The sequence below is a fragment of the Belnapia rosea genome (assembly GCF_900101615.1).
Lineage (GTDB): Bacteria > Pseudomonadota > Alphaproteobacteria > Acetobacterales > Acetobacteraceae > Belnapia > Belnapia rosea.
The window spans coordinates 20,185-45,187 of sequence record NZ_FMZX01000008.1; the positions used below are offsets into that span (position 1 = coordinate 20,185).

The 25,003-nt window shown below is 70.9% G+C and carries 22 protein-coding genes; 19 read left to right on the plus strand and 3 right to left on the minus strand.

Annotated features, from left to right (window positions below; genetic code table 11):
* Window positions 1–106: 106 nt before the first annotated feature.
* The 17 genes from dnaJ (at window position 107) to BLR02_RS14960 (ending at window position 19,083) form a co-directional block, all read left to right on the plus strand.
* Window positions 107–1,261, plus strand: coding sequence for a molecular chaperone DnaJ (gene dnaJ / locus BLR02_RS14880; protein WP_090568613.1), 1,155 nt, complete (start codon window positions 107–109; stop codon window positions 1,259–1,261).
* 195 nt (window positions 1,262–1,456) lie between these two features.
* The gene (locus BLR02_RS14885; RefSeq protein WP_090568611.1) at window positions 1,457–1,855 is read left to right on the plus strand and encodes a PRC-barrel domain-containing protein; all 399 of its coding nucleotides are present in this window, start codon (window positions 1,457–1,459) and stop codon (window positions 1,853–1,855) included.
* 66 nt (window positions 1,856–1,921) lie between these two features.
* Window positions 1,922–2,662 carry a 4-hydroxy-tetrahydrodipicolinate reductase gene (gene dapB, locus BLR02_RS14890; RefSeq protein WP_090663758.1) on the plus strand — a complete coding sequence of 247 codons (741 nt, stop codon included), beginning with the start codon at window positions 1,922–1,924 and terminating at the stop codon, window positions 2,660–2,662.
* Window positions 2,663–2,809: 147 nt separating this feature from the next.
* Window positions 2,810–4,000 (plus strand): methionine adenosyltransferase, encoded by a 1,191-nt coding sequence (gene metK / locus BLR02_RS14895; protein ID WP_090663759.1) that lies wholly within the window; start codon window positions 2,810–2,812, stop codon window positions 3,998–4,000.
* 70 nt (window positions 4,001–4,070) lie between these two features.
* The gene (gene trmB, locus BLR02_RS14900; RefSeq protein ID WP_090663760.1) at window positions 4,071–4,784 is read left to right on the plus strand and encodes a tRNA (guanine(46)-N(7))-methyltransferase TrmB; all 714 of its coding nucleotides are present in this window, start codon (window positions 4,071–4,073) and stop codon (window positions 4,782–4,784) included.
* A gap of 4 nt (window positions 4,785–4,788) precedes the next feature.
* Complete coding sequence (locus BLR02_RS14905) at window positions 4,789–5,808, plus strand: SGNH/GDSL hydrolase family protein (protein WP_090663761.1); 1,020 nt, start codon at window positions 4,789–4,791, stop codon at window positions 5,806–5,808.
* A 96-nt stretch (window positions 5,809–5,904) separates the two neighbouring features.
* Entirely contained in the window at window positions 5,905–6,486 is a 582-nt protein-coding gene (gene rimP / locus BLR02_RS14910) for a ribosome maturation factor RimP (RefSeq protein ID WP_245704794.1), read from the plus strand.
* Between the two features lie 4 nt (window positions 6,487–6,490).
* Window positions 6,491–8,032: a transcription termination factor NusA gene (gene nusA, locus BLR02_RS14915; RefSeq protein WP_090568593.1), complete on the plus strand. Its 1,542-nt coding sequence runs from the start codon at window positions 6,491–6,493 to the stop codon at window positions 8,030–8,032.
* Complete coding sequence (locus BLR02_RS14920) at window positions 8,010–8,642, plus strand: RNA-binding protein (RefSeq protein WP_090568590.1); 633 nt, start codon at window positions 8,010–8,012, stop codon at window positions 8,640–8,642. Before nusA ends, BLR02_RS14920 begins: the two co-directional genes overlap by 23 nt.
* Before the next feature lie 79 nt (window positions 8,643–8,721).
* Entirely contained in the window at window positions 8,722–11,505 is a 2,784-nt protein-coding gene (gene infB, locus BLR02_RS14925) for a translation initiation factor IF-2 (protein ID WP_090663762.1), read from the plus strand.
* Window positions 11,506–11,599: 94 nt separating this feature from the next.
* Window positions 11,600–12,013: a 30S ribosome-binding factor RbfA gene (gene rbfA, locus BLR02_RS14930; RefSeq protein WP_090663763.1), complete on the plus strand. Its 414-nt coding sequence runs from the start codon at window positions 11,600–11,602 to the stop codon at window positions 12,011–12,013.
* 56 nt (window positions 12,014–12,069) lie between these two features.
* Window positions 12,070–12,411, plus strand: a complete 342-nt coding sequence (locus BLR02_RS14935) for an acyl-CoA thioesterase (RefSeq protein ID WP_090568697.1) — start codon at window positions 12,070–12,072, stop codon at window positions 12,409–12,411.
* Window positions 12,412–13,392, plus strand: coding sequence for a tRNA pseudouridine(55) synthase TruB (truB, locus tag BLR02_RS14940; RefSeq protein ID WP_090663764.1), 981 nt, complete (start codon window positions 12,412–12,414; stop codon window positions 13,390–13,392).
* 46 nt (window positions 13,393–13,438) lie between these two features.
* Window positions 13,439–13,711, plus strand: a complete 273-nt coding sequence (gene rpsO, locus BLR02_RS14945; protein WP_090568694.1) for a 30S ribosomal protein S15 — start codon at window positions 13,439–13,441, stop codon at window positions 13,709–13,711.
* A 402-nt stretch (window positions 13,712–14,113) separates the two neighbouring features.
* Window positions 14,114–16,315, plus strand: coding sequence for a polyribonucleotide nucleotidyltransferase (gene pnp, locus BLR02_RS14950; RefSeq protein WP_090568577.1), 2,202 nt, complete (start codon window positions 14,114–14,116; stop codon window positions 16,313–16,315).
* An 85-nt stretch (window positions 16,316–16,400) separates the two neighbouring features.
* Window positions 16,401–17,813 (plus strand): NAD(P)H-dependent flavin oxidoreductase, encoded by a 1,413-nt coding sequence (locus tag BLR02_RS14955; RefSeq protein WP_090663765.1) that lies wholly within the window; start codon window positions 16,401–16,403, stop codon window positions 17,811–17,813.
* Window positions 17,814–18,039: 226 nt separating this feature from the next.
* On the plus strand, window positions 18,040–19,083 hold the full coding sequence (locus tag BLR02_RS14960; protein WP_090663766.1) for a YeiH family protein: 1,044 nt from the start codon (window positions 18,040–18,042) through the stop codon (window positions 19,081–19,083).
* A 2-nt stretch (window positions 19,084–19,085) separates the two neighbouring features.
* On the opposite strand, the gene BLR02_RS14965 is transcribed toward BLR02_RS14960, so the two are convergent.
* Window positions 19,086–19,967: a LysR family transcriptional regulator gene (locus tag BLR02_RS14965; protein ID WP_090663851.1), complete on the minus strand. Its 882-nt coding sequence runs from the start codon at window positions 19,965–19,967 to the stop codon at window positions 19,086–19,088.
* 351 nt (window positions 19,968–20,318) lie between these two features.
* Between BLR02_RS14965 and BLR02_RS14970 the strand changes: the two genes are divergently transcribed.
* On the plus strand, window positions 20,319–21,296 hold the full coding sequence (locus tag BLR02_RS14970; RefSeq protein ID WP_090663767.1) for a Bug family tripartite tricarboxylate transporter substrate binding protein: 978 nt from the start codon (window positions 20,319–20,321) through the stop codon (window positions 21,294–21,296).
* 74 nt (window positions 21,297–21,370) lie between these two features.
* Here the strand turns inward: BLR02_RS14970 and BLR02_RS14975 are convergent, their stop codons facing one another.
* Together BLR02_RS14975 and BLR02_RS14980 are read right to left on the minus strand one after the other, a co-directional pair.
* Window positions 21,371–22,486 carry an NADH:flavin oxidoreductase/NADH oxidase gene (locus tag BLR02_RS14975; RefSeq protein WP_090663768.1) on the minus strand — a complete coding sequence of 372 codons (1,116 nt, stop codon included), beginning with the start codon at window positions 22,484–22,486 and terminating at the stop codon, window positions 21,371–21,373.
* The gene (locus tag BLR02_RS14980) at window positions 22,483–23,268 is read right to left on the minus strand and encodes a DUF2272 domain-containing protein (RefSeq protein WP_090663769.1); all 786 of its coding nucleotides are present in this window, start codon (window positions 23,266–23,268) and stop codon (window positions 22,483–22,485) included. Before BLR02_RS14980 ends, BLR02_RS14975 begins: the two co-directional genes overlap by 4 nt.
* Before the next feature lie 45 nt (window positions 23,269–23,313).
* On the opposite strand from BLR02_RS14980, the gene BLR02_RS14985 reads away from it, so the two are divergent.
* Window positions 23,314–24,747 (plus strand): FAD-dependent oxidoreductase, encoded by a 1,434-nt coding sequence (locus BLR02_RS14985; protein WP_090663770.1) that lies wholly within the window; start codon window positions 23,314–23,316, stop codon window positions 24,745–24,747.
* Window positions 24,748–25,003: the final 256 nt, after the last annotated feature.

Genomic DNA, 25,003 nt, shown 5'->3' on the forward strand with positions numbered 1-25,003 from the left:
AGGCGGACCGCCCGGCCCCCGGCCGGGCAAGTCGGAGCTCGGGCCCGGGGAAAGCCTCCTTCGGGCCCTTTTCGCTGCACCTTCCTCAGGGGATATCGCCCCGGCCATGGCGAAGCGAGACTATTATGAAATCCTCGGCGTCTCCCGCGAGGCGAGCGAGGACGAGCTGAAGAAGGCCTATCGCAAGCTGGCGATGGCCTATCACCCTGACCGCAATCAGGGTGACAAGGAAGCCGAGACCAAGTTCAAGGAGCTGAACGAGGCCTACGACGTCCTGAAGGATGCGGAGAAGCGCGCGGCCTATGACCGCTTCGGCCATGCCGCCTTCGAGGGCGGCGGCGGCCCGGGCGGGGGTGGCGGCGCGGGGGGCAATCCCTTCGGCGCCGGCTTCGAGGACATCTTCGAGGAGATGTTCGGCCGCTTCGGCGGCGGCGGTGGCCGCGGCAGGCAGCGCCAGGCCTCGGGCCGCGGCGCGGATCTCCGCACCACGGTCGAGATCAGCCTCGAGGAGGCCTTCGCCGGCACCAAGTCCAACGTGCGGGTGCCGAGCAGCGTCTCCTGCGAGGCCTGCAGCGGCACCGGCGCCGAGGCCGGCTCCACCGCGGCGCAGACCTGCCCGACCTGCCAGGGTGCGGGCAAGGTCCGCGCGCAGCAGGGTTTCTTCCTGATCGAGCGCACCTGCCCCACCTGCGGTGGCCAGGGCCGGATCATCAAGAACCCCTGCAAGGTCTGCCAGGGCGCCGGCCGCGTGCAGCGCGACCGCACCCTCAGCGTCTCCATCCCGGCCGGTGTCGAGGACGGCACCCGCATCCGTTTGGCGGGCGAGGGGGAGGCCGGGTTGCGCGGGGCACCCGCGGGCGATCTCTATGTGGATATCGGCATCCGCCAGCACCCGATCTTCCAGCGGGATGGCGCCAATATCTTCGTCCGGGTGCCGCTGCGTATGACGCAGGCGGCGCTTGGCGGCGCGGTCGAGGTGCCGGTGGTCGATGGCGGCCGTGCCCGGGTCACCATCCCGGCCGGCACCCAGGCAGGGGACCAGTTCCGCCTGCGCGGCAAGGGCTTCTCCGTCCTCCGCAGCGCGGCGCGGGGCGACATGTATGTCCAGGTCTCGGTCGAGACGCCGCAGAACCTCAGCAAGCGCCAGCGCGAATTGCTCGAGGAATTCGAAGCCGAGGCGGAGAAGGGCGGCCGCACCAGCCCGGAGAGCGAGGGGTTCTTCGCCAAGGTGAAGGATTTCTGGGACGGGCTGGCCCGCTAGGGCAGCATCCGCCAGGCTGCCCTGCTTGGCGCCCGGGGAATGATTCGGCCACGGGAACCGGCCTTGATTCGCCGCGTTTCATGACACGACCGCCGTACTACCCCCCAACCGGCGGTCCAGGCAGGCGGCGGTGCGCGATTGGTCCCACCGCACCGTCGCCCGCCCCCCCCTCCCCTTTCCGACAGGAGATGCTGAATGACCAGCAGCCCCGTTGCGCCTGGCGTGGCAATCGAGGAGACCGCGCAGCTCATCGCGGCGGCCAAGGTCGGCGGCAGCCCGGTCTTCAACCGGCGGGGCGAACGCCTTGGCACGGTCGAGGACGTCATGCTGGACAAGCGTTCCGGACGCGTCGCCTATGCGGTGATGGCCTTCGGCGGCTTCCTTGGCATCGGTGAGCGGTACCATCCGCTTCCCTGGTCCATGCTGCGCTACGATGTGGATCTCGGCGGCTATGTCGTCGATCTCGACCGCGACCAGCTCGAGGGCGCCCCCAGCTACGCCACGTCTGAGGAGGTCGACTGGGCCGACCGCCAATGGGGCCAGCGCGTCTCTGACTACTACGGCGTCCGCCCCTATTGGGCCGAGGTGCCCTGACCTACCTCGACGCCGTCATGACCTCCCCCTAAACCCGGCCCATCCAGTTGGGAAAGGGGGAAGCCCATGTCCATCCGCATCGGCATCGCCGGCATTGCCGGCCGCATGGGCCGTTTGCTGGCCGAGGAGGTCGAAGCCGCCGGCGCGATGCTGGCCGGCGGCCTCCGCCGGGGCGAGGACCCTGCCGCCCTCTTCGCCGCCAGCGATGTCGTCATCGACTTCACCCATGCCGGCACCGCCGAGGCCCATGCCGCCGCGGCCATGACCGCCGGCAAGCCCCTCGTCCTCGGCTCCTCCGGCCTGTCCGCCGCACAGGAAGCCGCCGTCGCCGCCGCAGCCGGGACCGTCCCCATAGTCTATGCGGCCAATTTCGCCACCGGGGTGAACCTCGTCCTCGCCATGGCCGAGCGCATGGCCGCCGCCCTGCCTGCCACGCAATACGATGCCGAGATCCTCGAGATGCATCACCGCCAGAAGGTGGATGCCCCCTCCGGCACCGCCGTCGCCCTGGGTCGGGCCGTTGCCCGCGGCCGCGGCACCACGCTGGAGGAAGCCGGGCGGGAAAGCGGGCGGGATGGGCATTGCGGCGCCCGCGGCACCGGCACCATCGGCTTCGCGGCGCTCCGTGGCGGGCAAGTGGTCGGCGAGCACAGCCTGATCTTCGCCGCCGGGGCGGAGCAGATCATCCTCACCCATCGCAGCTTCGACCGTCGGGCCTATGCCACCGGCGCCGTCCGCGCCGCGCTCTGGCTGCAGGGCCGCGCGCCCGGCCTCTATGACATGCAGCACGTCCTCGGCATGATATGAACGACATCGAAACAATCTTTGTTATGAGATACCCCCCTTCCGCTTGACCCCCTGCCCCCTGCCTGCGACACCACGCCCGCCCCGCTCGGGGTCAGCCAGGCCGGGGTATGCCGGACCGTTACCCGCGACAAGAGGCCGAACCAAGCCATGCGCGAAAAGGGCGAATATCTTTTCACCTCCGAATCCGTGTCCGAAGGCCACCCCGACAAGGTCGCCGATCGGATCTCCGACACGGTGCTCGACGCCTTCCTCACCGCGGACCCCTATGCGCGCGTGGCCTGCGAGACGCTGGTCACCACCAACCGCATCGTGCTGGCCGGCGAGACGCGCGGGCCGGAGAGTGTCACGGCTGGCATGCTGGAGGAGCTGGTCCGCGCCGCGGTGAAGGATATCGGCTACGACCAGGAAGGCTTCTCCTGGCGGAACGCCGCCTTCGAATGCCACCTGCACGCCCAGTCCGCCGATATCGCCGTCGGCGTCGATGCGGCCGGCAACAAGGATGAGGGCGCCGGCGACCAGGGCATCATGTTCGGTTATGCGACGAACGAGACGCCCGAGCTGATGCCCGCGCCGCTGACCTACGCGCACAACATCCTCCGGGTGATGGCTGAGCTGCGCCATGCCGGCGACAAGCGCGCCCGCGGCCTGCAGCCCGACGCCAAGTCCCAGGTCACCCTCCGCTATGTCGACGGCAAGCCGGTTGGCGTCACTTGCGTCGTGATCTCGACGCAGCATGACGAGGGCCTGGAGCAGGCCGAGATCAAGGAGCTGCTGCGCCCGATCGTGCGCGACGTCCTCCCCGCCGGCTGGGAGGTGCCCGAGGCCGAGTTCTACGTGAACCCGACCGGCAAATTCGTCATCGGCGGCCCGGACGGCGATGCCGGCCTCACCGGCCGCAAGATCATCGTCGACACCTATGGCGGCGCGGCTCCGCATGGCGGCGGCGCCTTCTCGGGCAAGGACCCGACCAAGGTGGACCGCTCGGCCGCCTATGCCGCGCGCTACGTGGCCAAGAACGTGGTTGCGGCCGGCCTCGCCGATCGCTGCACCATCCAGGTCTCCTACGCCATCGGCGTCTCCAAGCCGCTCTCGGTCTATTTCGACCTGCATGGCACGGGGAAGGACATCGACGAGGCGAAGCTCGCCGCCGTGGTGCAGGAGATGGTCAACCTCTCCCCCCGTGGCATCCGCGAGATGCTGCGCCTGAACCGCCCGATCTATGTCCCCTCCAGCGCCTACGGGCATTTCGGCCGCAAGCCGGACCTGGCGCGCGACACCTTCACCTGGGAGCGCACCGACCTCCTGGCGCCGGAGCTGAAGCGCGCCTTCGGCCGCTGAACCTTCGCGCCGGACAGGCTATTGGGGGCGGTGCTGCGGCGCCGCCCCCTTTTTTCATCCAGGACATCCGATGACCGCCGACCGTCCGCCTCTCGCCGAAGGCATCCCCGACCGGCTCTATGGCCGCCGCCGCGGCCATCCGCTGCGGCCGCGCCAGCAGCGCCTGCTGGATGAGACCCTGCCCCGCCTCCGCCTCTCGCCGGAGCAGGCGGCAGACCCGCGCGCCGCCTTCGCCACGCCCGTGGACGCCCTCTGGCTCGAGGTCGGCTTCGGCGGCGGCGAGCACAGCCTGGCGCAGGTCGCGGCCCATCCCGGCATCGGCTACATCGCCTCCGAGGTCTTCGAGAACGGCCTCTGCTCCCTCCTCACCCATCTCGTCCCCGAGGGCGAGGAGGCGACCGGCGCCTTGCCCCCCCACCTCCGTCTCTGGCCGCAGGATGCCCGCCACCTGCTCGGCCTGCTGCCGGAAGGGTCGCTCGATCGCCTCTTCCTGCTCTTCCCGGATCCCTGGCCCAAGGCGCGCCATGCCAAGCGCCGCTTCGTCAATCCCACGCTGCTGCCGCTGGTCGCCCGCGCCCTCCGTCCCGGCGCGGAGTGGCGCATCGCCAGCGACGACCCGACCTATCAGGGCTGGGTCGCCGAGGTGATGGCGGAGCAGGATCTCTTCGAGGTCCCGCCCCCCGCCACCGCCCGCCCCGAGGGCTGGCCCGGCACGCGCTACGAGGCCAAGGCGCTGCGCGAGGGCCGCAGCCCGCTCTACTGGAGCCTGACGCGGCGCGGTTAGCGGCGTGCCCACCCTCCGGCACCTCCTGGCTCTGGCTTGGCTGGCGACCTCCTCCGCCGCAGCCCAGCCGGCGCCGAACAGCATCCATGCCCTGCAGGGCGGCGAAGCCCGCCTCGCCCTGCCCGCCACGCCTGGCACCACATGGCAGGTGGAGGACGAGGCCGGCCGTGTTCTCCACCCCTGGGCCCCCGCCGTACCGGACGGCGCGCTGCGGCTGCCGCCCGGCGGCTGGTACCGGCTGCTCCGCCGTGACGCCGCGGGTACCGCGCCCGCCGGCGGCCGCTTCGCCGTGGGGCTGGTGGTGGTGCTCACGGGCCAGTCCCAGGCAGGTGCCTTCTTCGCCGCCGATGCGCCCGAGGTCGGCGCCTTCCCCGCCGGCCCGGATGATCCGCCGCCCCCGCGACTAGCCGCCCTGCTGCCGGATGAGTCCAGCGGCTGGAGCACGGCGATCGCCCCGCTCGGCGCCCGTATCCTGCTCGCTGAATTGTCGCGCCGCCTCGGCCCGGGAATGCCGCTCGGCCTGGTCAATGCCGCCTGGGGCAATGCCTCCGCCGCTGCCCTCGCCGATCCGGACACCCCGCCCGGCGCCCGGCTGCGGCGCATGGCGGCGATGCCTGCCTCTGCGGCCCTGATCCTCGCCCATGGCACCACCGACGCGCTGGCCGGCACCCCGCCCGAAGCCTATGCCGAGCGCCTCAGCGCCGTGGCCGCCACGCTCCGCGCGGGCTCGCCGGGGATGCCCGTGCTGCTGGCCCCGCTATCGCCCCTGCTCGGCCGCACCACCTTGCTTGGCAGCGGCAGGCTGGCGATGCTGCTGCCTCGCCTCGCCCGCCGGCAACCGCCCGACCCTGGGCTGGAGCGCCGGGCCGCCGCCATCCGCGCCGCCCAGGCCGGGCTTGGCCTCCCCTCCGGCGGCAGCATGACCATGGTCGCCCCCGGTCTCGACGGCATCCACTGGAGCGCCGAGGGCGTCCGCCAGGCAGCGCGGGAAGCCGCCACTGCCTTGGCGGAGGCCCTCCGCTAGCCATGCTTGCAGCCGAAAGGCGCAATGCCTATAGTCACGGCAACATCACCATCCGATTTTCAGGGGGGTGGCCTTCACGGGCCGCCTTTTTTGTTTTTGTCCAGCGAACGCCCCCAGCATGAAGGCCTTGAAGCCCGCATCGTCGATGCGGTGGCGCCCACCATCGAGCATATGGGCTATGAGCTCGTGCGCGTGCAGGTCAGCGGCAAGGAACGGCCGGTGGTGCAGATCATGGCCGACCGTGCCGATGGCGCACCCTTCCGCGTCGAGGATTGCGAGGCGATCAGCCATGCCGTCGGCGCCGTGCTGGATGTCGAGGACCCGATCAAGGGCGAGTGGTCTCTCGAAGTCTCCTCGGCCGGCATCGACCGTCCGCTGACCCGGACAAAGGATTGGGTCAACTACGCCGGACACCTCGCCACCATGGACCTCATGGTGCCGCAGGATGGCCGCAAGCGCTTCCGCGGCGTCATCCTGGGCGCCGATGCCGAGACCGCTCGCATGCGCCTCGAGGATGGCCAGGACATCGCCGTTCCCCGCAGCAATATCCGCCGTGCCAAGCTGGTGCTGACCGACGCCCTGATCGAGGCCACCGCCGCCGCAGCCGGCCTCCCCGACCAACAGGAGGATGCCGAGGATCCGGCATCCGAAGACCCCACGCCCGCCAGGAGGAATTGACGCCATGGCTGTCGACATCACCATCGCGCGTCCGGAGCTGCTGCAGGTCGCCGATGCCGTCGCCCGTGAGAAGATGATCGAGCGCGACGAGGTGCTGGAGGCGATGGAGCAGGCCATCCAGAAGGCCGGTCGCGCCAAATACGGCCACGAGAAGGACATCCGCGCCGTCATCGACCGCCGCAATGGCGAGGTCCGCCTCTCCCGCTGGACCGAGGTCGTCGACCAGGAGCCGGTCGAGAACGAGGCGACGCAGATCCCCCTCCGCATCGCCCAGAAATTCAAGCCCGGCATCCAGGCCGGCGAGTTCATCATCGACCCGCTGCCGCCCATCGATTTCGGCCGCATCGCCGCCCAGACCGCGAAGCAGGTCATCGTGCAGCGGGTGCGCGAGGTCGAGCGCAAGAAGCAGTTCGACGAGTACAAGGACCGCGTCGGCGAGATCATCAACGGCACGGTGAAGCGCACCGAATACGGGAACCTGATGGTCGATCTCGGCCGGGCCGAGGCCCTGCTGCGCCGGGACGAGACCATCCCCCGCGAGGCCTTCAAGAACGGCGACCGGGTGCGCGCCTATATCTACGACGTGCGCGAGGAGCCCCGCGGCCCGCAGATCTTCCTCAGCCGCACCCATCCCGGCTTCCTGGCCAAGCTCTTCGCCCAGGAAGTGCCCGAGATCTATGACGGCATCATCGAGATCAAGGCGGTGGCGCGGGACCCTGGCAGCCGCGCCAAGATGGCCGTCATCAGCCGCGACTCCAGCATCGATCCCGTCGGCGCCTGCGTCGGCATGCGCGGCAGCCGCGTCCAGGCGGTGGTGCAGGAGCTGCAGGGCGAGAAAATCGACATCATTCCCTGGTCCGGCGACAATGCCACCTTCGTCGTGAACGCCCTCGCACCCGCCGAGGTCACCAAGGTCGTGCTCGACGACGACGCCCGGCGGGTTGAAGTCGTCGTCCCGGATGACCAATTGTCGCTTGCCATCGGGCGTCGCGGCCAGAACGTCCGCCTCGCCTCGCAGCTCACCCGCTGGGACATCGACATCCTGACCGAGGCCGAGGAATCGGAACGCCGGCAGGAGGAATTCCGCAAGCGCTCCGGCCTCTTCGTCGAGGCGCTGGATGTGGACGATGTCATTGCCGGGCTGCTGGTGACCGAGGGTTTCACCTCGGTCGAGGACATCATCTCGGTCGAGGACGATGAACTGGCCGAGATCGAAGGTTTCGACGAGAGCGTCGCGGCCGAATTGAAGCGGCGGGCCGAATCCTGGCTCGAGCACCGCGACACGCAGCTGGATGAGCGCCGGCGCGAGATGGGCGTCGAGGATGCGGTCGCCGAGATCGGTGGCTTCAACCCGAGCCAGCTCGTGGCCCTCGGCGAGAAAGGGGTGAAGACGCTGGACGACCTGGCCGACCTCGCCTCGGACGAGCTGATCGAAATCGTCGGCGCCGACGCCATGGACGAGGAGACGGCGAACGCCGTCATCATGGCAGCGCGCGAACACTGGTTCGCCGAGGACGGCACGAATGCAGACGGCCCCCCAGCATGAGCCGGCGCTAGCCGAAGCGGCAGAGGCGGAGGAGCCCGAACGGGGCCCGATCCGCCGCTGCCTCGTCACCCGGGAGACCCAGCCGAAGGAGCGGATGATCCGCTTCGTGCTCGGTCCCGATCGCGAATTGGTGCCAGACCTCGCCGGCAAGCTGCCCGGCCGGGGAATGTGGTTGTCGGCCAAGGCCGATGTGTTAGAACGCGCCCTGACGCGCGGCGCCTTCTCGAGGGCGGCACGCGGCACCGTGCAACTGCCCCCTGACCTTCGCGCGCGGATCGAGGACGGCCTGAAGCGCCGGCTCCGCGATTTCGTCGGCTTTGCCCGGCGCGGCGGACAGGCCGTTTGCGGCCGTGATTCGGTGCGGGAATGGATGCGGTCCGGCAAGGCCGGGCTGTTGATGGAAGCCTCCGACGGCAGCCCAAGGGAGCGGGCGAAGCATGTCGGCGGATCTGGGCTGCCGGTCGTGGCGCCATTGTCGGCCGATATCCTCGGCGGCATCTTCGGCCGGGACCATGCCGTTCATGTGGCGATTGCGCCCGGACGGCTGGCCGAGGCCATCGTGGTGGACTCCGCACGATTAGCCGGCCTCGCCGGCACCTCGGCGGATTAGGAATTATCCGGCGCGAGTTCTCGCGTCGGCAGTGACATGGACGGCAATGACGTCAGACGGATCGGGTTCGGATCAGCGCATGAGTGACCAGAACGACCAGGATGCGGCGAAGAGCAGGCTGAGCCTCAGGCCGGCCGGAGGCCGCCTGGAACTGGGCAAGACGGTGGATGCCGGCAGTGTCCGCCAGAGCTTCAGCCACGGCCGCAGCAAGACCGTTCAGGTCGAGGTGGTGAAGAAGCGCGTGGTCACGCCGGGCACCCGCCCGCCGGCGCCCACGCCGCAAGCCAGCCCTAATGCGGGCGGCAACCGCCCCGGCGGGTCTGGTGGCAACCGCCCTCAGGGCGGTGCCTCCCGCGGTGGTGCGCCCGCCGCTGGCCGCCCCCTCACCCAGGCCGAGCTCGCCACCCGCCAGCGCGTGCTGGAGGAGCAGCGCCGCCTCGAGGCCCAGCGCCAGCGTGAGGAGCGTGAGCGCCAGGCCCTGATGGTCCGCTCCGCCGCCGAGGAGGCCCGCCGCCGCGAGGAGGAGGAGCGCCGCCAGGCCGAGGAGGCCGCTGCCCGCGCCGAGGAGGAAGCCCGCCTTCAGGCCGAGGAGGAGCAGCGCCGCGCCGAGGAGGCCCGCAAGGCCGCCATCGCCGCCGCCGTTGCCCCGAAGCCGGCAGCCCCGGCCGAGGAGGCGCCGCCCGCGCCGGCTCCGGTCGCCGCCCCGGCTGCGCCCGCGCAGCCGGCAGCCCCGGCTCCCAAGCCCAGCCTGACCCCGGCGCAGATCGCCGCCGCCCGCCGGCCGGCCGCTGCGCCAGCCGCGCCCGGCGCCACCTCGCCGGCCGCGAAGCTCTCGCTCCGCGCCCGCACCGCCGAGGAGGAGGATGAGGCGCGCCGCGCCGCCGCCCGCCGCCCGGGTGGCGTGGCGGCCCCCGCCAAGAAGCCGGTGCTCGCCGCCGTCAAGAAGGGCCCCGGCGCCGACCGCCGCGGCGGCCGCATCGACGTCCAGGCTGCCATCGAGGGCGAGGACGACCGCAGCCGCTCCATCGCCAGCATGCGCCGCGCCCGCGAGCGCGAGCGTCGCCAGCAGGAGCTCGCCCGCCTCCGTGCCGGCACCGAGCGCGTGGTGCGCGACGTGGTCCTGCCCGAGACGATCACCGTGCAGGAGCTCGCCAACCGCATGGCCGCCCGTGGCGGCGAGGTGGTGAAGGCGCTGTTCCGCATGGGCGTCATGGCGACGCTGACCCAGAGCATCGACGCCGACACCGCCGAGCTGGTGGTGCAGGAGTTCGGCCACCGGGTGAAGCGCGTCAGCGAGAGCGATGTCGAGCTCGGTATCGAGGGCGCGACCGACACGGATACGGACATGCTGCCGCGTCCGCCCGTCGTCACCATCATGGGCCATGTCGATCACGGCAAGACCAGCCTGCTGGACGCGCTGCGCAAGGCCGATGTCGCGGCGCATGAGGCCGGCGGCATCACCCAGCATATCGGTGCCTATCAGGTGACGGTGCCGGACGGCTCCCGCGTCACCTTCATCGACACGCCGGGCCACGCCGCCTTCACCGCCATGCGCTCGCGCGGCGCCTCGGTGACGGACATGGTCGTGCTGGTCGTCGCGGCGGATGACGGCGTGATGCCGCAGACCATCGAGGCGATCAACCACGCCAAGGCGGCGAATGTCCCGATCATCGTTGCCATCAACAAGATCGACAAGCCTGGCGTCCGCCCCGACCGCGTGCGGCAGGAGCTGCTGCAGCACGAGATCGTGGTGGAAAGCCTCGGCGGCGACACCCAGGAGATCGAGGTCTCGGCCACGCAGAAGATCGGCCTCGACAAGCTGCTCGAGGCGATCACCCTGCAGGCCGAGGTGCTGGACCTCCGCGCCAACCCGAACCGGGCGGCCGAAGGCACGGTGATCGAGAGCCGGCTGGATCGCGGCCGCGGCCCGGTCGCCACCGTGCTGGTGCAGAAGGGCACGCTCAACCAGGGCGATATCGTGGTCGCCGGCTCCGAATGGGGCCGCGTCCGCGCCATGCTCGACGACAAGGCCCGCCAGCTGAAGACCGCCGGCCCCAGCCTGCCGATCGAGATCCTCGGCCTCGGCGGCGTGCCGACGGCCGGCGAGCCCTTCGTCGCCGTGGAGGACGAGACCCGCGCCCGCGAGATCTCCGAGTTCCGCCAGCGCAAGCTGCGCGAGAAGTCCTCGGCGGCCGCGACCGCCGGGCGGGGGACCCTGGCCGAGATGCTGGCCCGGGTCCAGCTGGGCGAGCAGAAGGAGGTGGCCGTCGTCGTCAAGGCCGATGTCCAGGGTTCGGCGGAGGCGATCGGCGTCACCCTCGGCAAGCTCGGCAACGAGGAGGTGCGCGTCCGCGTGCTGCACTCGGCGGTCGGCCAGATCACCGAGAGCGACGTCCAGCTCGCCAAGGCCTCGGGCGCCGTCATCGTCGCCTTCAATGTCCGCGCCACCACCCAGGCGCGCGAGATGGCGCAGCGGGATGGCGTCGATATCCGCTACTACTCGATCATCTACGAGGTCTCGGACGACATCGAGAAGCTGTACAAGGGCAAGCTCGCCCCGGTGCAGCGCGAGAAGTTCCTCGGCTATGCCCAGATCCTCCAGGTCTTCGAGGTCAAGCGCATCGGCAACGTCGCCGGCTGCCGCATCACCGAGGGCGTGGTCCGGCGTGGCTGCGGCGTCCGCCTGCTGCGGGACGGCGTGGTCATCCACCAGGGCGAGCTCTCGACCCTCCGCCGCTTCAAGGACGATGTCCGCGAGGTGACCAACGGCTACGAGTGCGGCATGAGCTTCGCCAACTACAACGACATCCGCGTCGGCGATCAGATCGAGTGCTACGAGACGGAGATGGTTGCCGCCACCTGACGGCGCCGCCTCCACCCTTTCCGGGGGCGCGGCGCCGCAAGGTGCCGCGCCCCTTCGCTATTGCAGCGGGTTCCATCCCCCCGAAGGACGACCAATGCCCAAGCATTCCGCCGGCCCTGCCGCCGGCCCCTCCCAGCGCCAGCTGCGCGTCGCGGAAGAGGTGCGCCACGCCCTCGCCACCGTCTTCGCCCGTGCCGATTTCCGCGACCCGGACCTCGCCGGCCTGCATGTGACGGTGACCGAGGTCCGCGCCTCTCCCGACCTCAAGCACATGACCGCCTTCGTCAGCGGCCTCGGACGTGAATTGCCGGAGGCGCAGATGCGCGCCCTCCGCCGCGTCGCCCCCTGGCTCCGCACCCAGGTGGCGAAGCAGGTCCGGCTGCGCGCGGCGCCGGATCTGCATTTCCAGCAGGATACGGCGCTCGACTACGCCATGCAGATCGACCGCGCCCTCCGCCAGCCGGAAGTCGCCCGCGATCTCGCCCCGAAGCCGGAGGAGGAGGCGTGACGGATACGCCCCCGACCGCCCCGCCACTTGGGGAGCCGCGCATCCGCACCATCGCCATGCCTGGCGACACCAACCCGGCAGGCGACATCTTCGGCGGCTGGCTGATGTCGCAGATGGACCTCGCCGCCGGCAATGCCGCCGGCCGGCGCACCCATGGCCGCTGCGCGACGGTCGCGGTGGAGGCGATGAGCTTCCATGCCCCGGTCAAGGTCGGCGACGAGGTCAGCCTCTATGCCGAGGTGATCTCGACCGGTCGCACCTCCCTCCGCATCCGCGTCGAGGCCTGGCGCCGCAGCCAGGTGTCGGAAGACTCCGTCCGCGTCACCTCCGCCGTCTTCACCTTCGTCGCGCTCGATGCCCATGGCCGGCCGCGCCCTGTCCCTCCCGAGGCCATCTAGATGTCAGCCAACGGCAAGCCCCGCCACCATCGCCACCGCAAGCCGAAGGGCCGCGTCGTCGATGGCTGGCTGATCATCGACAAGCCCTCGGGCATCGGCTCCACCGATGTCGTCGCCAAGGTCAAGCGCGCCTTCGATGCGCAGAAATGCGGCCATGGCGGCACGCTCGACCCGCTGGCCACCGGCGTCCTGCCGATCGCCCTCGGCACCGCGACCAAGACCGTCCCCTATGTGATGGACGGCACCAAGTCCTACCGCTTCACCCTCCGCTTCGGCGACCTGCGCGACACCGACGATGCCGATGGCAAGACCATCGAAACCTCGGAGGCCCGCCCGACAGACGAGGCGATCCGCGCCGCCCTGCCCGCCTTCATCGGCGACATCATGCAGATCCCGCCGATCTATTCCGCCATCAAGCTCGGCGGCGAGCGGGCCTATGACCTGGCGCGCGAGGGCCAGATCGTCGAGTTGCAGCCCCGCCCCGCCCGGGTGGACCGCTTCGAGCTGGAATCCCGGCCCGATGCCGACACCGCCGTCTTCCTCGTCGAGAGCGGCAAGGGCGTCTATATGCGCTCCCTTGCGCGAGACCTGGCGCGGGCCGTCGGCACGGTTGGCCATATCGCCGCGCTGCGGCGCATGCGGGTCGGTCCCTTCCATGAGGCGGCCGCAATTCCGCTGGACAAGCTCGGCGGTTCCGGCGATACGCCGCCTCCTTCCCTGGACCTCCTGCTTCCCGTGGCGACCGCGCTGGCCGACATCCCGGCGCTGGCCCTCACCGAGGCGGAGGCCATGCGACTCATGCAAGGCCAGGCTTTCAGCCTGGTCGATCTCATGGGCCGCATTCCGGGTGCCGCCAGCCCCGACGGGGGCCTGGTTCGCGCCATGGCGGGGGAGCGGTTCGTGGGGCTCTGCCGCCTGGACTCCGGCCTGATGCGGGCGGAGCGCCTGGTCTCGCAGGAAGGTCTGCAGCCGGTCGCTTGAACCGCCGAACCCCCGAATGGGGGCGGCCAATACGGAGAACAACCCGATGTCGGCTATTCCTGCGGAGCGCCGCCTGGCGCTCATTACCCAGTATGCGACCAAGCCGGGTGACACCGGCAGCCCGGAAGTGCAGATCGCCCTGCTCTCCGAGCGCATCTCGGGCCTGACCGATCACCTGAAGACCCACGCCAAGGACTTCCACAGCCGGCGCGGCCTGCTCGTGCTGGTCGGCCAGCGCCGCGGCCTGCTGGACTACCTGAAGAAGAAGGACCAGGGTCGCTACGAGCGGCTCATCGGCAGCCTGGGCCTCCGCCGCTAATCCACCGATTCGCGGCCGGGCGCAGATTTCCATGGCAATCCACGCCCGGCCGCGCCATATCACCGCCGTGAGGCCGATTCCTGCCCGATGGGGCGGGCATGTCGGCCGACCGCCGCACGCGGCGGGCTGACAGGACAGCCGTCACCCCTCTTGTCAGGGGCGGCAACGGCGTTTCCGGCCACATGGATCCCCGGCGACGGGGGCAGCCTTCCTCCTCCTTCCCGGCGGAAGTCTCGCACTCCATGCAGCCCGAAGCGCCGAAGACCCGCCCATACCGGGCGATCGGCCAGACTGCCACCCCTCCGCGTCGCACCCCGGACCGCCCCGATGGCGCCTCCGGTCTCGCAGCATGCCGGCCCCCGATGGGCCGGCCCCGGGCGCCGCCCGGAGAAGGAACGACGCATGTTCGAAAACTACTACCGCAAGGATATCGCCTGGGGCGGTCAGCTCCTGACGCTCGAGACGGGCAAGATCGCCCGCCAGGCCGATGGCGCCGTCCTGGCCCGCCTTGGCGACACCATCGTGCTCTGCACCGTGGTCGGCGCCCGCAACGTGAAGCCGGGCCAGGACTTCTTCCCGCTCACGGTCAACTACCAGGAGAAGGCCTATGCCGCGGGCAAGATCCCAGGTGGCTTCTTCAAGCGTGAGGGCCGTCCCTCCGAGCATGAGACGCTGGTCTCCCGCCTGATCGACCGTCCGCTCCGCCCGCTCTTCCCGGACGGGTTCCGCAACGAGGTCCAGGTGGTCGCGACCGTCCTGTCGCATGACCTCGAGAACGACCCGGACATGGTTGCGCTGGTTGGCTGCTCCGCCGCCCTCACCCTCTCCGGCATTCCCTTCTTCGGCCCGGTGGGCGGCGCCCGCGTCGGCTATATCGATGGCCAGTACGTGCTGAACCCGACCGCGGCGCAGCGCCAGCAGTCGAAGCTCGAGCTCGTCGTCGCCGGCACCGCCGAAGGCGTGCTGATGGTCGAGTCCGAGGCGCAGGAGCTGTCCGAGGATGTGATGCTCGGCGCCGTCGAGTTCGGCCACCGGGGCTTCCAGCCGGTCATCCAGGGCATCATCGAGCTCGCCGAGCGCGCCGCGAAGGAGCCCTGGCCGATGGTCGAGCCCTCCGAGGCCGAGACCTCGCTCAAGAGCCGCATCGCCGAGCTCGGCCGCGACGCCATGGCGCTGGCCTACAAGGAGACGCAGAAGCTGCTTCGGCAGGAGAAGGTCTCCGCCGCGAAGCGGGCCGTGGTCGAGCAGCTCGCCGCCGAGGGCCTCGAGGCCGACAAGGCGAAGGGCCTGCTGAAGGAGCTCGAGGCCGACGTCGTCCGCAACGCCATCCTCGAGACCGGCATGCGGATCGACGGCCGCGACACCAAGACCGTCCGCCCGATCGTGGCCGAGGTCGGCGTGCTGCCGCGCAGCCATGGCTCGGCGCTCTTCACCCGTGGCGAGACCCAGGCGCTCTGCGTGGCGACCCTCGGCACCGGCCAGGACGAGCAGATCATCGACGCGCTGCCGGGCGAGTACCGGGAGCATTTCATGCTCCACTACAACTTCCCTCCCTATAGCGTGAACGAGACCGGCCGCATGGGCAGCCCCGGCCGCCGCGAGATCGGCCACGGCAAGCTTGCCTGGCGCGCCCTCCGCCCGCTGCTGCCGGAGAAGGACAAGTTCCCCTACACCCTCCGCGTCGTCTCGGAGATCACCGAGAGCAACGGCTCCTCCTCCATGGCCACCGTCTGCGGCAGCTCGCTGGCGCTGATGGATGCCGGCACGCCGCTGAAGCGCCCCTGCGCCGGCATCGCCATGGGCCTGATCAAGGAGGATCGCGGCTTCGCCGTGCTCTCCGACATCCTGGGCGACGAGGACCATCTCGGCGACATGGACTTCAAGGTGGCCGGGTCGGAGCAGGGCATCACTGCGCTCCAGATGGACATCAAGATCACCTCCATCACCTTCGACATCATGCGCCAGGCGCTCGCCCAGGCGCGTGACGGCCGGATCCACATCCTTGGCGAGATGGCGAAGGGCCTGACCGGCGCCCGCGGCGACGTGGCGGCGAATGCCCCGCGCATCACCGTGATCAACGTGCCGAAGGAGAAGATCCGCGAGGTCATCGGCAGCGGCGGCAAGGTGATCCGCGAGATCACCGAGCAGACCGGCTGCAAGATCGACATCGAGGATGACGGCACCATCAAGGTCGCGGCCACCAGCACCGAGCAGGCGCAGCGCGCCATCGACTGGATCCGTGGCCTGACCGCCGAGGCGGAGATCGGCGCCATCTACAACGGGAAGGTCGTGAAGACCGCCGATTTCGGCGCCTTCGTGAATTTCCTTGGCGCCAAGGACGGTCTCGTCCACATCTCCGAGCTGCAGAACGACCGGGTGAACCGCACCACCGACGTCGTCAATGTCGGCGACGCGGTGAAGGTGAAGGTCATCGGCTTCGACGACCGCGGCAAGGTGAAGCTCTCGATGCGGGTGGTCGATCAGGCCACCGGTGCCGATATCACCGAGCAGGTCGGCGCCCGCCGCCCCCGCGAGGAGGGTGAAGGCAGCCGCGAGCCCCGGCGCGAGCGTCCCCGGCGCGAGCGCAGCGACGCGGCGGAATAACCCCTTCGTGGTGCCCGGGGGGTCTCCCCTCGGGCGCCATGAGTACCATATCGCACGGCTTGAAAGCAGAACTGAGGGCGTTCGGGTGAAGCCAATCAACGCGATCCGCATGGGCGGCTGCGAGGTCCTGCCGCTGGTCGAGGGCGGCAAGGGCGTCGCCGTTTCCAACGGGGCGTCCTGCGGCGCCTGGGCCTCGGGCGGTGGCGTCGGCACCTTCTCCGCTGTCAATGCCGACAGCTACGACGCCGAGGGCCGGCTTATCCGCCAGGTCTACCGTGGCAAGACCCGGCGCGAGCGGCATGAGGAGCTGGTGGCCTACGGCATCGCCGGCGGCATCGCCCAGGCCCGCGAGGCGCATGAGCGCTCCGGCGGCCAGGGCCGTATCCATGCCAATATCCTCTGGGAGATGGGCGGTGCCGAGCGCGTCATCCGCGGCGTGCTGGAAGGCGCCCGCGGTCTCATCAACGGCATCACCTGCGGCGCCGGCATGCCCTATCGCCTGGCCGATATCGCCCGCGAATTCGGCGTGTTCTACTACCCGATCGTCTCCTCAGGCCGGGCCTTCGGCGCCCTCTGGAAGCGCAGCTACAACAAGACGCGCGAGTGGCTTGGCGGCGTGGTCTACGAGGACCCCTGGCTGGCCGGCGGCCATAACGGCCTCTCCAACAGCGAGGACCCGCTTCGTCCTGAGGACCCCTATCCCCGCGTCCTCAAGCTCCGCCAGCAGATGCGCGAATTCGGCCTGGGCGAGGTGCCCATCATCATGGCCGGCGGCGTCTGGTGGCTGGAGGAATGGCAGGACTGGATCGACAACCCCGAGCTGGGTCCGATCGCCTTCCAGTTCGGCACCCGCCCGCTGCTCACCCAGGAAAGCCCGATCCCCGAGGCCTGGAAGCAGCGCCTGCTGACGCTGAAGGAGGGTGATGTGCAGTTGCAGCGCTTCTCCCCCACCGGCTTCTACAGCAGCGCCGTCCGCAACGACTTCCTGCGGGAGCTGGAGGCGCGAAGCGAGCGCCAGGTGGCCTACTCCACCGAGCCCGTCGGCGATCATGTGGCGGAATACGCCTTCGGCCCCCGCCGCCGCCCCATGTGGCTCACCACGCATGATCGCGAGCGGGTCGCCGCCTTCGAGGCCGCCGGCTACACCGAGGCCATGCGCACGCCCGACAACACGCTGATCTTCGTGACGCCGGCCAAGCAGGCGGAGATCATCAAGGACCAGGTCGATTGCATGGGCTGCCTGTCCTCCTGCCGCTTCTCGAACTGGGCCCAGCACGAACCGAGCTTCGACAACGGCAAGAAGGCCGACCCGCGCAGCTTCTGCATCCAGAAGACCCTGCAGGATGTCGCCCATACCCATGACGACGCGCAGATGGTCGAGAACAACCTGATGTTCGCCGGCCACAACGCCTACCGCTTCGCCTCGGACCCGTTCTACTCCAACGGCTTCATCCCGACTGCGAAGCAACTGGTGGAGCGCATCCTCACCGGCCGCTGACCAGTCGGAGAAACAGCCAGACCGGACCCGAAGGGCGGCGCAAGCCGCCCTTTTTCGTGCCCGCTCCGGCTCGGTTGGTCCCGCCGACCGCCATGCAGGCGCTCCGCGACACCCGCGTTTCGGCCGCCATCAGGATCAATCTCCTGATCCGCTCAAATCGATCCGAAACCACCATTAGATTGATCGATCCATGCGCCCCAGCTTCTCCCCATCGGAGAAGCCCGCCATGCCCAGCCTCACCCTCGCCCTGCCGCCCAGCCGTGCCGCCGCCAACCCAGCCCGCCTCCTCCCCGGCCTGTCGCTCTGCCTCGCCGTCACCCTGGCCGCGCTGGCGCTGGAACAGGTCGAGGCCGCCCTGTTCGGCCACGCCTGGCTCGAGGGGCTGGTGATCGCGATCCTGCTCGGCACCGCGCTGCGCACGGTCTGGGCGCCGGGCGAGCGCTGGCGCCCAGGCATTGCCTTCGGTGCCAAGGCGCTGCTGGAGGTGGCGGTGGTGCTGCTCGGCGCTTCGGTCAGCGCCGCCGCCCTGCTCGCGGTCGGCCCGGCCCTGCTCCTTGCTATCTTCGGCCTCGTCGCCCTCGCGGTCGCCGGCGGATATGCCATCGGCCGTGGCCTCGGCCTGCCGCCTCGGATGGCCATCCTGGTCGCCTGCGGCAATGCCATCTGCGGAAATTCCGCCATCGCCGCCGTCGCCCCGGTGATCGGCGCGGATGCCGAGGAGGTTGCCTCCTCCATCGCCTTCACCGCCGTGTTCGGCGTGCTGGTCGTGCTCGGCCTGCCGCTGCTGGCGGCGACGCTCGGCCTTTCCGCTCCGCAAACGGGCATGCTGGCGGGGCTGACGGTCTATGCCGTGCCGCAGGTGCTGGCTGCCGCCGCCCCGGCCGGCGCGCTCGCCATCCAGCTCGGCATGCTGGTCAAGCTGGTGCGGGTGCTGATGCTCGGCCCGGTGGTGCTGACCCTCTCCCTGCTGGCGTCGCAGCGGCACCAGGCGGCGAAGCGCCCGCTGCACCGGCTGGTGCCCTGGTTCATCCTCGGCTTCCTGGGCCTTGCCGCCCTCCGCACCCTCGGCCTGGTACCGGCCGCCATCCAGCCGGCGCTCGCCAGCCTGGCGGGGGTGTTGACAGTCGTCTCCATGGCCGCGCTCGGCCTCGGGGTGGATGTCCGGGTGGTGGCCCGCGCCGGCGGGCGCGTCACGGCCGCCGTCGTGCTCTCCCTGCTGGCCCTCGGCGCCGCCGCCCTCGGGCTGATCCGCCTGCTCGGCATCGCCTGACGCTACCGGCCGATCAGCGCCAGCAGCGCCTCGGCCGCCCGGCTCGGCGCCCGCTCCCGATGGCGGAGAGCATGGAAGCTCCGCTCCGGCAGCGCGACCGGCACCTGATGCAGCAGCCCCGCCTCCAACCCCGCGACGGCGACGGAGGCGGAGATCACCGTCGCCCCCAGCCCCGCCTCCACCGCCGCCCGCACCGCTTCGTTGGAGGGCAATTCGAGGGCGACCCGCAACGCGCCCGGTGCGATCCCCACTGCCGCCAGCGCCCCCTCGAAGGCGGAGCGGGTGCCGGAGCCGCGCTCCCGCAACACCCACTCGCCCCCCTCCACCGCCTCGCGCAGGCTGAGGCCGGGGCTCGTCGCCCAGGGGTGGTCCGGTGCGACGACAAGGACGAGCCGGTCGGCCGCCACCACCTGGCCGAGCAGCTGCTCATCCTCGACAGCCCCCTCGACGAAGCCCAGCTCCGCCAGCCCTTCATGCACCGCGGCCGCCACCTGGGCGGTATTGCCGATCTCCAGCCGGATCTCGATGCCGGGATAGGCCCGGCGGAAGGCAACGAGATGGCGGGGCAGCCAGTAGCTGGCGATGGTCTGGCTCGCCTGCACCGAGAGCACGCCGCGCACCAGCCCACTCAACTCGGCCAGCGCCAGCTCCGCCGCCGAGGCGCGTGCCAGCACAGCCCGCGCCTCGGTCAGGAAGAGCCGCCCTGCCTCGGTCAGCGCGATGCCGCGGCCGACGCGGTGGAACAGCCGCACGCCATGCCCGGCCTCGAGCGACGCGACGGCCGCGCTGGCGGCGGATTGGGCGATGTTCAGCGCCTCCGCCGCCCGCGTCACATGCTGCCGCTCCGCCACCGCCACGAAGACACGAAGCTGGTCGAGGGTCATCGCCATGCCGGTCTATCCGGGCCGGAAGCCGACCGATCCCCACCGCGACCGCCTGCTCGGCATAAGTGACCGCCTGCTCGGCATAACCTGCATCCCCCGGCAAAGCGGCGAGGATAGCCGCCCGGCCGGGAACCGGAAGCTCAGGCCAGCGCCGCCCAGTCGGATGCTCCAGCACCACAGCTTTCTTCTTCTGCGGTCGATGGAGGCGGTGCCGCAGACCCTGTCCGGGAACTCCACGAGCCAGGGGAACGGAAGGCGCTCGAGCCCCACCCGCGTTGATCCGGCCGCCCCGATCGGCCATCGTCGCCGGCAGCAGGGGCGGCCAACGCCTCGCGTGGAGGAAACCAGCCCATGCAGCGCCGCCGCCTTCTCCCGCTCCTCGCCGCCCTCCCCTTCGTCCCGGCGCCCGGCCGCGCGCAACCGGCCGGCGCCTGGAGCCCCGACCGCCCCATCCGCTTCATTGTCGGCTTCGCCCCCGGCGGCAGCACCGACACCACCGCGCGTGTCGTGGCACAGGGGATCACGGCCGGGCTCGGCCAGCAGGTGGTGGTGGAGAACCGCACCGGCGCGGCCGGCAACATCGCCACGGAGCATGTCGCCCGCAGCGCGCCCGATGGGCATACGCTGGTCGTCGCCTCCATGGGCTCCCACGCGACGAATGCGGCGCTGTACCGCAACCTCACCTTCGACGTGGTGCGCGACTTCGCACCGGTCTCGTTGATCGCGCTCAGCGCCTGCCTGCTGGTGGTGCATCCCGATCTGCCGGTGCGCACCGTCGGGGAGCTGATCGCCCGCGCGAAGGCCAAGCCCGGCGGGCTGAATTGCGGGATCGCCGGCGCCGGCAGCTCGCAGCATTTCGCCGCCGCGCTGTTCGAGCATCAGGCGGGCGTGCGCTTCACCCAGGCCTCCTATCGCGGCGGCGCGCCGGCGATGGCCGATCTGGTCTCCGGCCGGCTCGACCTGATGTTCACGCCGGCGGTCGAAGCCATCCAGCAGGTGCGGGCGGGGCAGGTGCGGGCGCTCGGCACCACCAGGCGCGACCGCTCGCCGCAGCTGCCCGATCTGCCGGCGATCGGCGAGGCGCTGCCCGGCTATGCCTTCACCAGCTGGCTCGGCCTCTTCACCCCGGCCGGCACGCCTGCCCCCGCGGTCGAGCGCATCGCCCGCGAGGTGGCCACCGCGCTCCGCACCCCGCAGACGCGGGAGCGGATGGAACAGCTCGGCTACGAGCCGGTCGGCAGCACGCCGGAGGAATTCGCCGCCTTCTTCACCAGCGAATTGCCGCGGGTGGCCGAGATGGTCCGCATCTCCGGTGCCAGCGTGGACTAGGGCGAACGCCTCTCAGGCGTGGACGCCTGAGAGGCGTAGTTGGCTGGCAATGATGATAAATAGCCGGCGTGGGATCAGCCGAGACCCGGCAGGGGCACGGCCAGGGCGGCATCGCGGCCCATCTTGCCGAGCGTCGCCAGGCCGCGCTCGTATTGCGGCGGCACCTGCAGCGCCTCCGCCCGGCCCAGCGCCGCGGCGGCATGGATCGGCCAATAGGGCTCCCGCAGCAGCGCCCGCGCCAGCAGGATGAGGTCCGCCTTCCCCTCACTGAGGATCGCCTGCGCCTGCTCGGGCTCGGTGATCATCCCCACCGCCGCGACGGCCACGCCGGCACCCTCGCGCACCGCCACCGCGCCCGGCACCTGGTAGCCGGGCCCGACCGGGATCTGCTGCCGGGCATCCAGCCCGCCGGAGGTCACATCGATCATGTCGACGCCGAGCGCCTTCAGCCGGGCCGAGAGCGCCACCGTCTCCGCCGTCGTCCAGCCGCCTTCGACCCAGTCGGTATGCGACAGCCGCACGCAGAGCGGCACCTCATCGGGGATCGCCGCCCGCACCGCGCGCGTGGCTTCCTCGACGATGCGCACCCGGCCGTCGAAATCCCCGCCCCAGCCATCGTTGCGCTGGTTGGAGAGCGGCGAGAGGAATTGGTGCATCAGGTAGCCATGCGCCGCATGCAGCTCGATGAAGCGGTACCCCGCCTCGATGCTGCGCCGCGCGGCGGCAACGGTATCGGCGATCACCCCCTCGATCTCCGCCTCGCTCAGCGCCCGCGGCGTGGCATAGCCCTGGAAGGCCACGGCGCTCGGCGCCACCGTCACCCAGCCGGGCTCGGCCGGCCCGTGCTCCCAGGCGGGCAGCCGGCTTGCCTTGCGCCCGGCATGGGCGATCTGGATGCCGGGGACGGAGCCCATGGCGGCGATCCCCGCCGTCAGCATCCGGTGCGACGGGATCTGCCCATCCTCCCAGATGCCGAGATCGGCCGGCGAGATGCGGCCCTCGGGCGAGACCGCCGCCGCCTCGGTGATGGTCAGCCCGGCCCCGCCCACGGCGCGGGAGAGCAGGTGCTGGTAGTGCCAGGCGGTCGGCTTGCCGTCCTCGGCGCAGGAATACTGGCACATGGGCGAGACGCCGATGCGGTTCTTCAGGGTCACGCCGCGCAGGGTCAGCGGTTCGAACAGATCGGTCATGACAGGGGGCTCCATGGCGGCAGCCGGCCGAGCCGGCTCTGGAAGAGGGCGAACCACGCGGGCTCGCCCGGCGGTCTCGGCAATAGATAGCCTGCCGCATCCGCGGGGAAACGGGTCAGAGTCACGCTGTCCCGCACATTCCCGCCGACGACCTCCACCACCCCGGCCCCGGCGCCCACGACGATGTCGCAATGCATCGGCCGGAACCGCCCGCCATCCGCCGCCCGCTGCCGCCAATCGGTGATCGGGACATGCCCGCGATCGGCGCAGAGCAGGTCGCCCGGCCGCGGCGGAGCCTCGAAGGGCAGGCGCGGCAGGAAGGGCGCCGTGGCCGGAAAGGCCGCGGCATCCCGGATCAGCGCATCGACATAGTCCGCATGCGCCGCCGAGGGCGGGAATTCCCGCCGGTCCACCCCCGCCGCCGCCAGGACGAAGGAGATGAAGGCGGCCGACCAGTAGGGCTCCCGCCACAAGGCGGCACCATCCGCCGCCCCGGCCAGGGCCTCGGCATAGAGGCGCCGGTTCCGCTCGATCGCCCCCTCGTCGCGCGGCACCGCCCGCCAGTAGGCGAGCACGCGGGGGAAATTGGCCGGCTCGCTCTCCGCCCCGGTCGAGCCGGCGGGCTGCCCGGGCTCGGTCACCACCCGCCCCCAATCGGCCCATTCGCCGAGCGCGATCCGCACCACCCGCTCCCGCGCAGCGGGTGGATAGGCAAGCGGTGGCGCCGGCGGCGGCGCCACCGCGCAGGCCCCGAGCAACAGCAGAAGCAGGATCGATCGCATGCCCCCGTGTAGCGCAACGAAGCCCCCTCCCCTAGGCTCCCTGCCATGAGCGACACCCCGAATGGCCGCCTCTTCTTCCGGAGCGAGACCTTCCGCGTGGAGGCAGGCGGCTCCGCTCGCAGGCGCCACCCCCGCGTCACCGGCCGCAGCCTCACCGAGCCCGCGCGCGACATCCCGATCCATGCGGAATGCGATGTGCTGGTCGTCGGCGGTGGCCCTGCCGGCACCGCGGCCGCCGTCGCCGCCGGCCGGCTTGGCGCCCGCACCATGCTGCTCGAGCGCCACAACCATCTGGGCGGGCTGTCCACCGGTGGCCTCGTCATCTGGATCGACCGGATGACCGACTGGTCCGGCACCCCTGTCATTCGCGGTTTCGCCGAGGAATACCTCGCCCGCCTGCCGCGGGACGCCATCGCCGGCCCGCCGCGCGAGGCCTGGGGCAGCCGGGATGCCGCGACCGCCGCCTGGTGGGCGCTGCGCACCGCCGCCTTCCACGGCATCGTCACCCATTCTCCAACCGCGGACCCTGAATGGATGAAGGCAGCGGCCCTCGAGATGGTGGTGGAGGCGAGCGCCGAGCCGCTCTTCCATGCCTGGGGCGCCCAGCCCGTGCTGGAGGGGAATGCCGTCCGTGGCGCCATCTTCGAGAGCAAGCAGGGCCGCCGCGCCATCCTTGCCCGGGTGGTGGTCGATGCGACCAGCGATGGCGACCTGTTCCACCGCGCCGGCGCCGCCTCCTCCGACGATATCGAGGAGGCCGACATCCATCACGCCATCAACACCAGCTGGATGTTCGGCGGCGTCGACATGGAGGCCTATCTCCGCTGGCGCGCCGAGCAGCCGGAGCAGTTCGGCGCCTTCCTCCAGCGCGGGCGGGAGGCGCATGGCCTCTTCGAGAAGGCCTTCGTCTCCTGGCGCAACGACGTGGCCCTCTTCATGGGCCCGCGCATGACCGGCTTCTCCGCCGTGCAGGTGGATGACCAGACGGAGGTGGAGATCCGCAGCCACCGCCTGATGCTGGCGCATCTCGCCTTCTACCGGGCCCATGCCCCGGGTTTCGCCGGCGCCTGGCCGCTGCTGAGCGCGCCCCAGCTCGGCGTCCGCCATGCCCGCCGCCTGGTCGGGATGGGCGCCGTCACCCGGGCGCTCTGGGACGGGCGCGTGGCGCCGGATGAGATCGGCGTCTCGCCGAGCCTCTCGCCCCGCTTCCCGAACGTGTCCATCCCCTATGGAGCCCTGGTCCCCGTGACGCTGGACGGGCTGCTCGCCCCCGGCCGGCACCTTGCCTGCGATGCCACCAGCCACTCCTTCCTGCGCGAGATTCCGCAATGCTGGCTGACCGGCCAGGCCGCCGGCATCGCCGCCGCGCTTGCCGCGGATAGTGGGGTGGAGCCGCGCGCCATACCGGTGCGGACGATGCAGCAGGCTCTGCTGCGGCAGGGCGTGCATCTGTCGCCTGCAATCGCCGCTGCCGGTTGATGAATCCTCAATTAAGAAAACTTCATGATTGGCTCATTCTCACGTTATCGTGAGGGTGTATACTGTCTTCGTTCAGGCAAGTGGCCTTGGACGTCTCCTCCCAGTGATCTGTGCCGCAACCTGGGGTTGGGCACCTGATCGCCACTTGGGGCCGGCTGGTAGCGGGCGTCACGCCCACCACCACCGGCCCCCTTTTTTTGCCCGCATGACATCGCTGCGCGATCCCGCAGGACCCTGGATGGGCCCCTGCGTGCAC

What these genes read in the sequence shown, in the direction of transcription:
- BLR02_RS14980 (WP_090663769.1), bottom strand. Translation starts at nt 23,268, where the DNA reads ATGCGATCGATCCTGCTTCTGCTGTTGCTCGGGGCCTGCGCGGTGGCG.
- BLR02_RS14985 (WP_090663770.1), top strand. Translation starts at nt 23,314, where the DNA reads ATGAGCGACACCCCGAATGGCCGCCTCTTCTTCCGGAGCGAGACCTTC.
- nusA (WP_090568593.1), top strand. Translation starts at nt 6,491, where the DNA reads ATGGCTGTCGACATCACCATCGCGCGTCCGGAGCTGCTGCAGGTCGCC.
- rpsO (WP_090568694.1), top strand. Translation starts at nt 13,439, where the DNA reads ATGTCGGCTATTCCTGCGGAGCGCCGCCTGGCGCTCATTACCCAGTAT.
- BLR02_RS14965 (WP_090663851.1), bottom strand. Translation starts at nt 19,967, where the DNA reads ATGACCCTCGACCAGCTTCGTGTCTTCGTGGCGGTGGCGGAGCGGCAG.
- infB (WP_090663762.1), top strand. Translation starts at nt 8,722, where the DNA reads ATGAGTGACCAGAACGACCAGGATGCGGCGAAGAGCAGGCTGAGCCTC.
- dnaJ (WP_090568613.1), top strand. Translation starts at nt 107, where the DNA reads ATGGCGAAGCGAGACTATTATGAAATCCTCGGCGTCTCCCGCGAGGCG.
- truB (WP_090663764.1), top strand. Translation starts at nt 12,412, where the DNA reads ATGTCAGCCAACGGCAAGCCCCGCCACCATCGCCACCGCAAGCCGAAG.
- BLR02_RS14970 (WP_090663767.1), top strand. Translation starts at nt 20,319, where the DNA reads ATGCAGCGCCGCCGCCTTCTCCCGCTCCTCGCCGCCCTCCCCTTCGTC.
- BLR02_RS14935 (WP_090568697.1), top strand. Translation starts at nt 12,070, where the DNA reads ATGCCTGGCGACACCAACCCGGCAGGCGACATCTTCGGCGGCTGGCTG.
- BLR02_RS14920 (WP_090568590.1), top strand. Translation starts at nt 8,010, where the DNA reads ATGCAGACGGCCCCCCAGCATGAGCCGGCGCTAGCCGAAGCGGCAGAG.
- metK (WP_090663759.1), top strand. Translation starts at nt 2,810, where the DNA reads ATGCGCGAAAAGGGCGAATATCTTTTCACCTCCGAATCCGTGTCCGAA.
- BLR02_RS14975 (WP_090663768.1), bottom strand. Translation starts at nt 22,486, where the DNA reads ATGACCGATCTGTTCGAACCGCTGACCCTGCGCGGCGTGACCCTGAAG.
- trmB (WP_090663760.1), top strand. Translation starts at nt 4,071, where the DNA reads ATGACCGCCGACCGTCCGCCTCTCGCCGAAGGCATCCCCGACCGGCTC.
- pnp (WP_090568577.1), top strand. Translation starts at nt 14,114, where the DNA reads ATGTTCGAAAACTACTACCGCAAGGATATCGCCTGGGGCGGTCAGCTC.
- rbfA (WP_090663763.1), top strand. Translation starts at nt 11,600, where the DNA reads ATGCCCAAGCATTCCGCCGGCCCTGCCGCCGGCCCCTCCCAGCGCCAG.
- BLR02_RS14885 (WP_090568611.1), top strand. Translation starts at nt 1,457, where the DNA reads ATGACCAGCAGCCCCGTTGCGCCTGGCGTGGCAATCGAGGAGACCGCG.
- dapB (WP_090663758.1), top strand. Translation starts at nt 1,922, where the DNA reads ATGTCCATCCGCATCGGCATCGCCGGCATTGCCGGCCGCATGGGCCGT.
- BLR02_RS14960 (WP_090663766.1), top strand. Translation starts at nt 18,040, where the DNA reads ATGCCCAGCCTCACCCTCGCCCTGCCGCCCAGCCGTGCCGCCGCCAAC.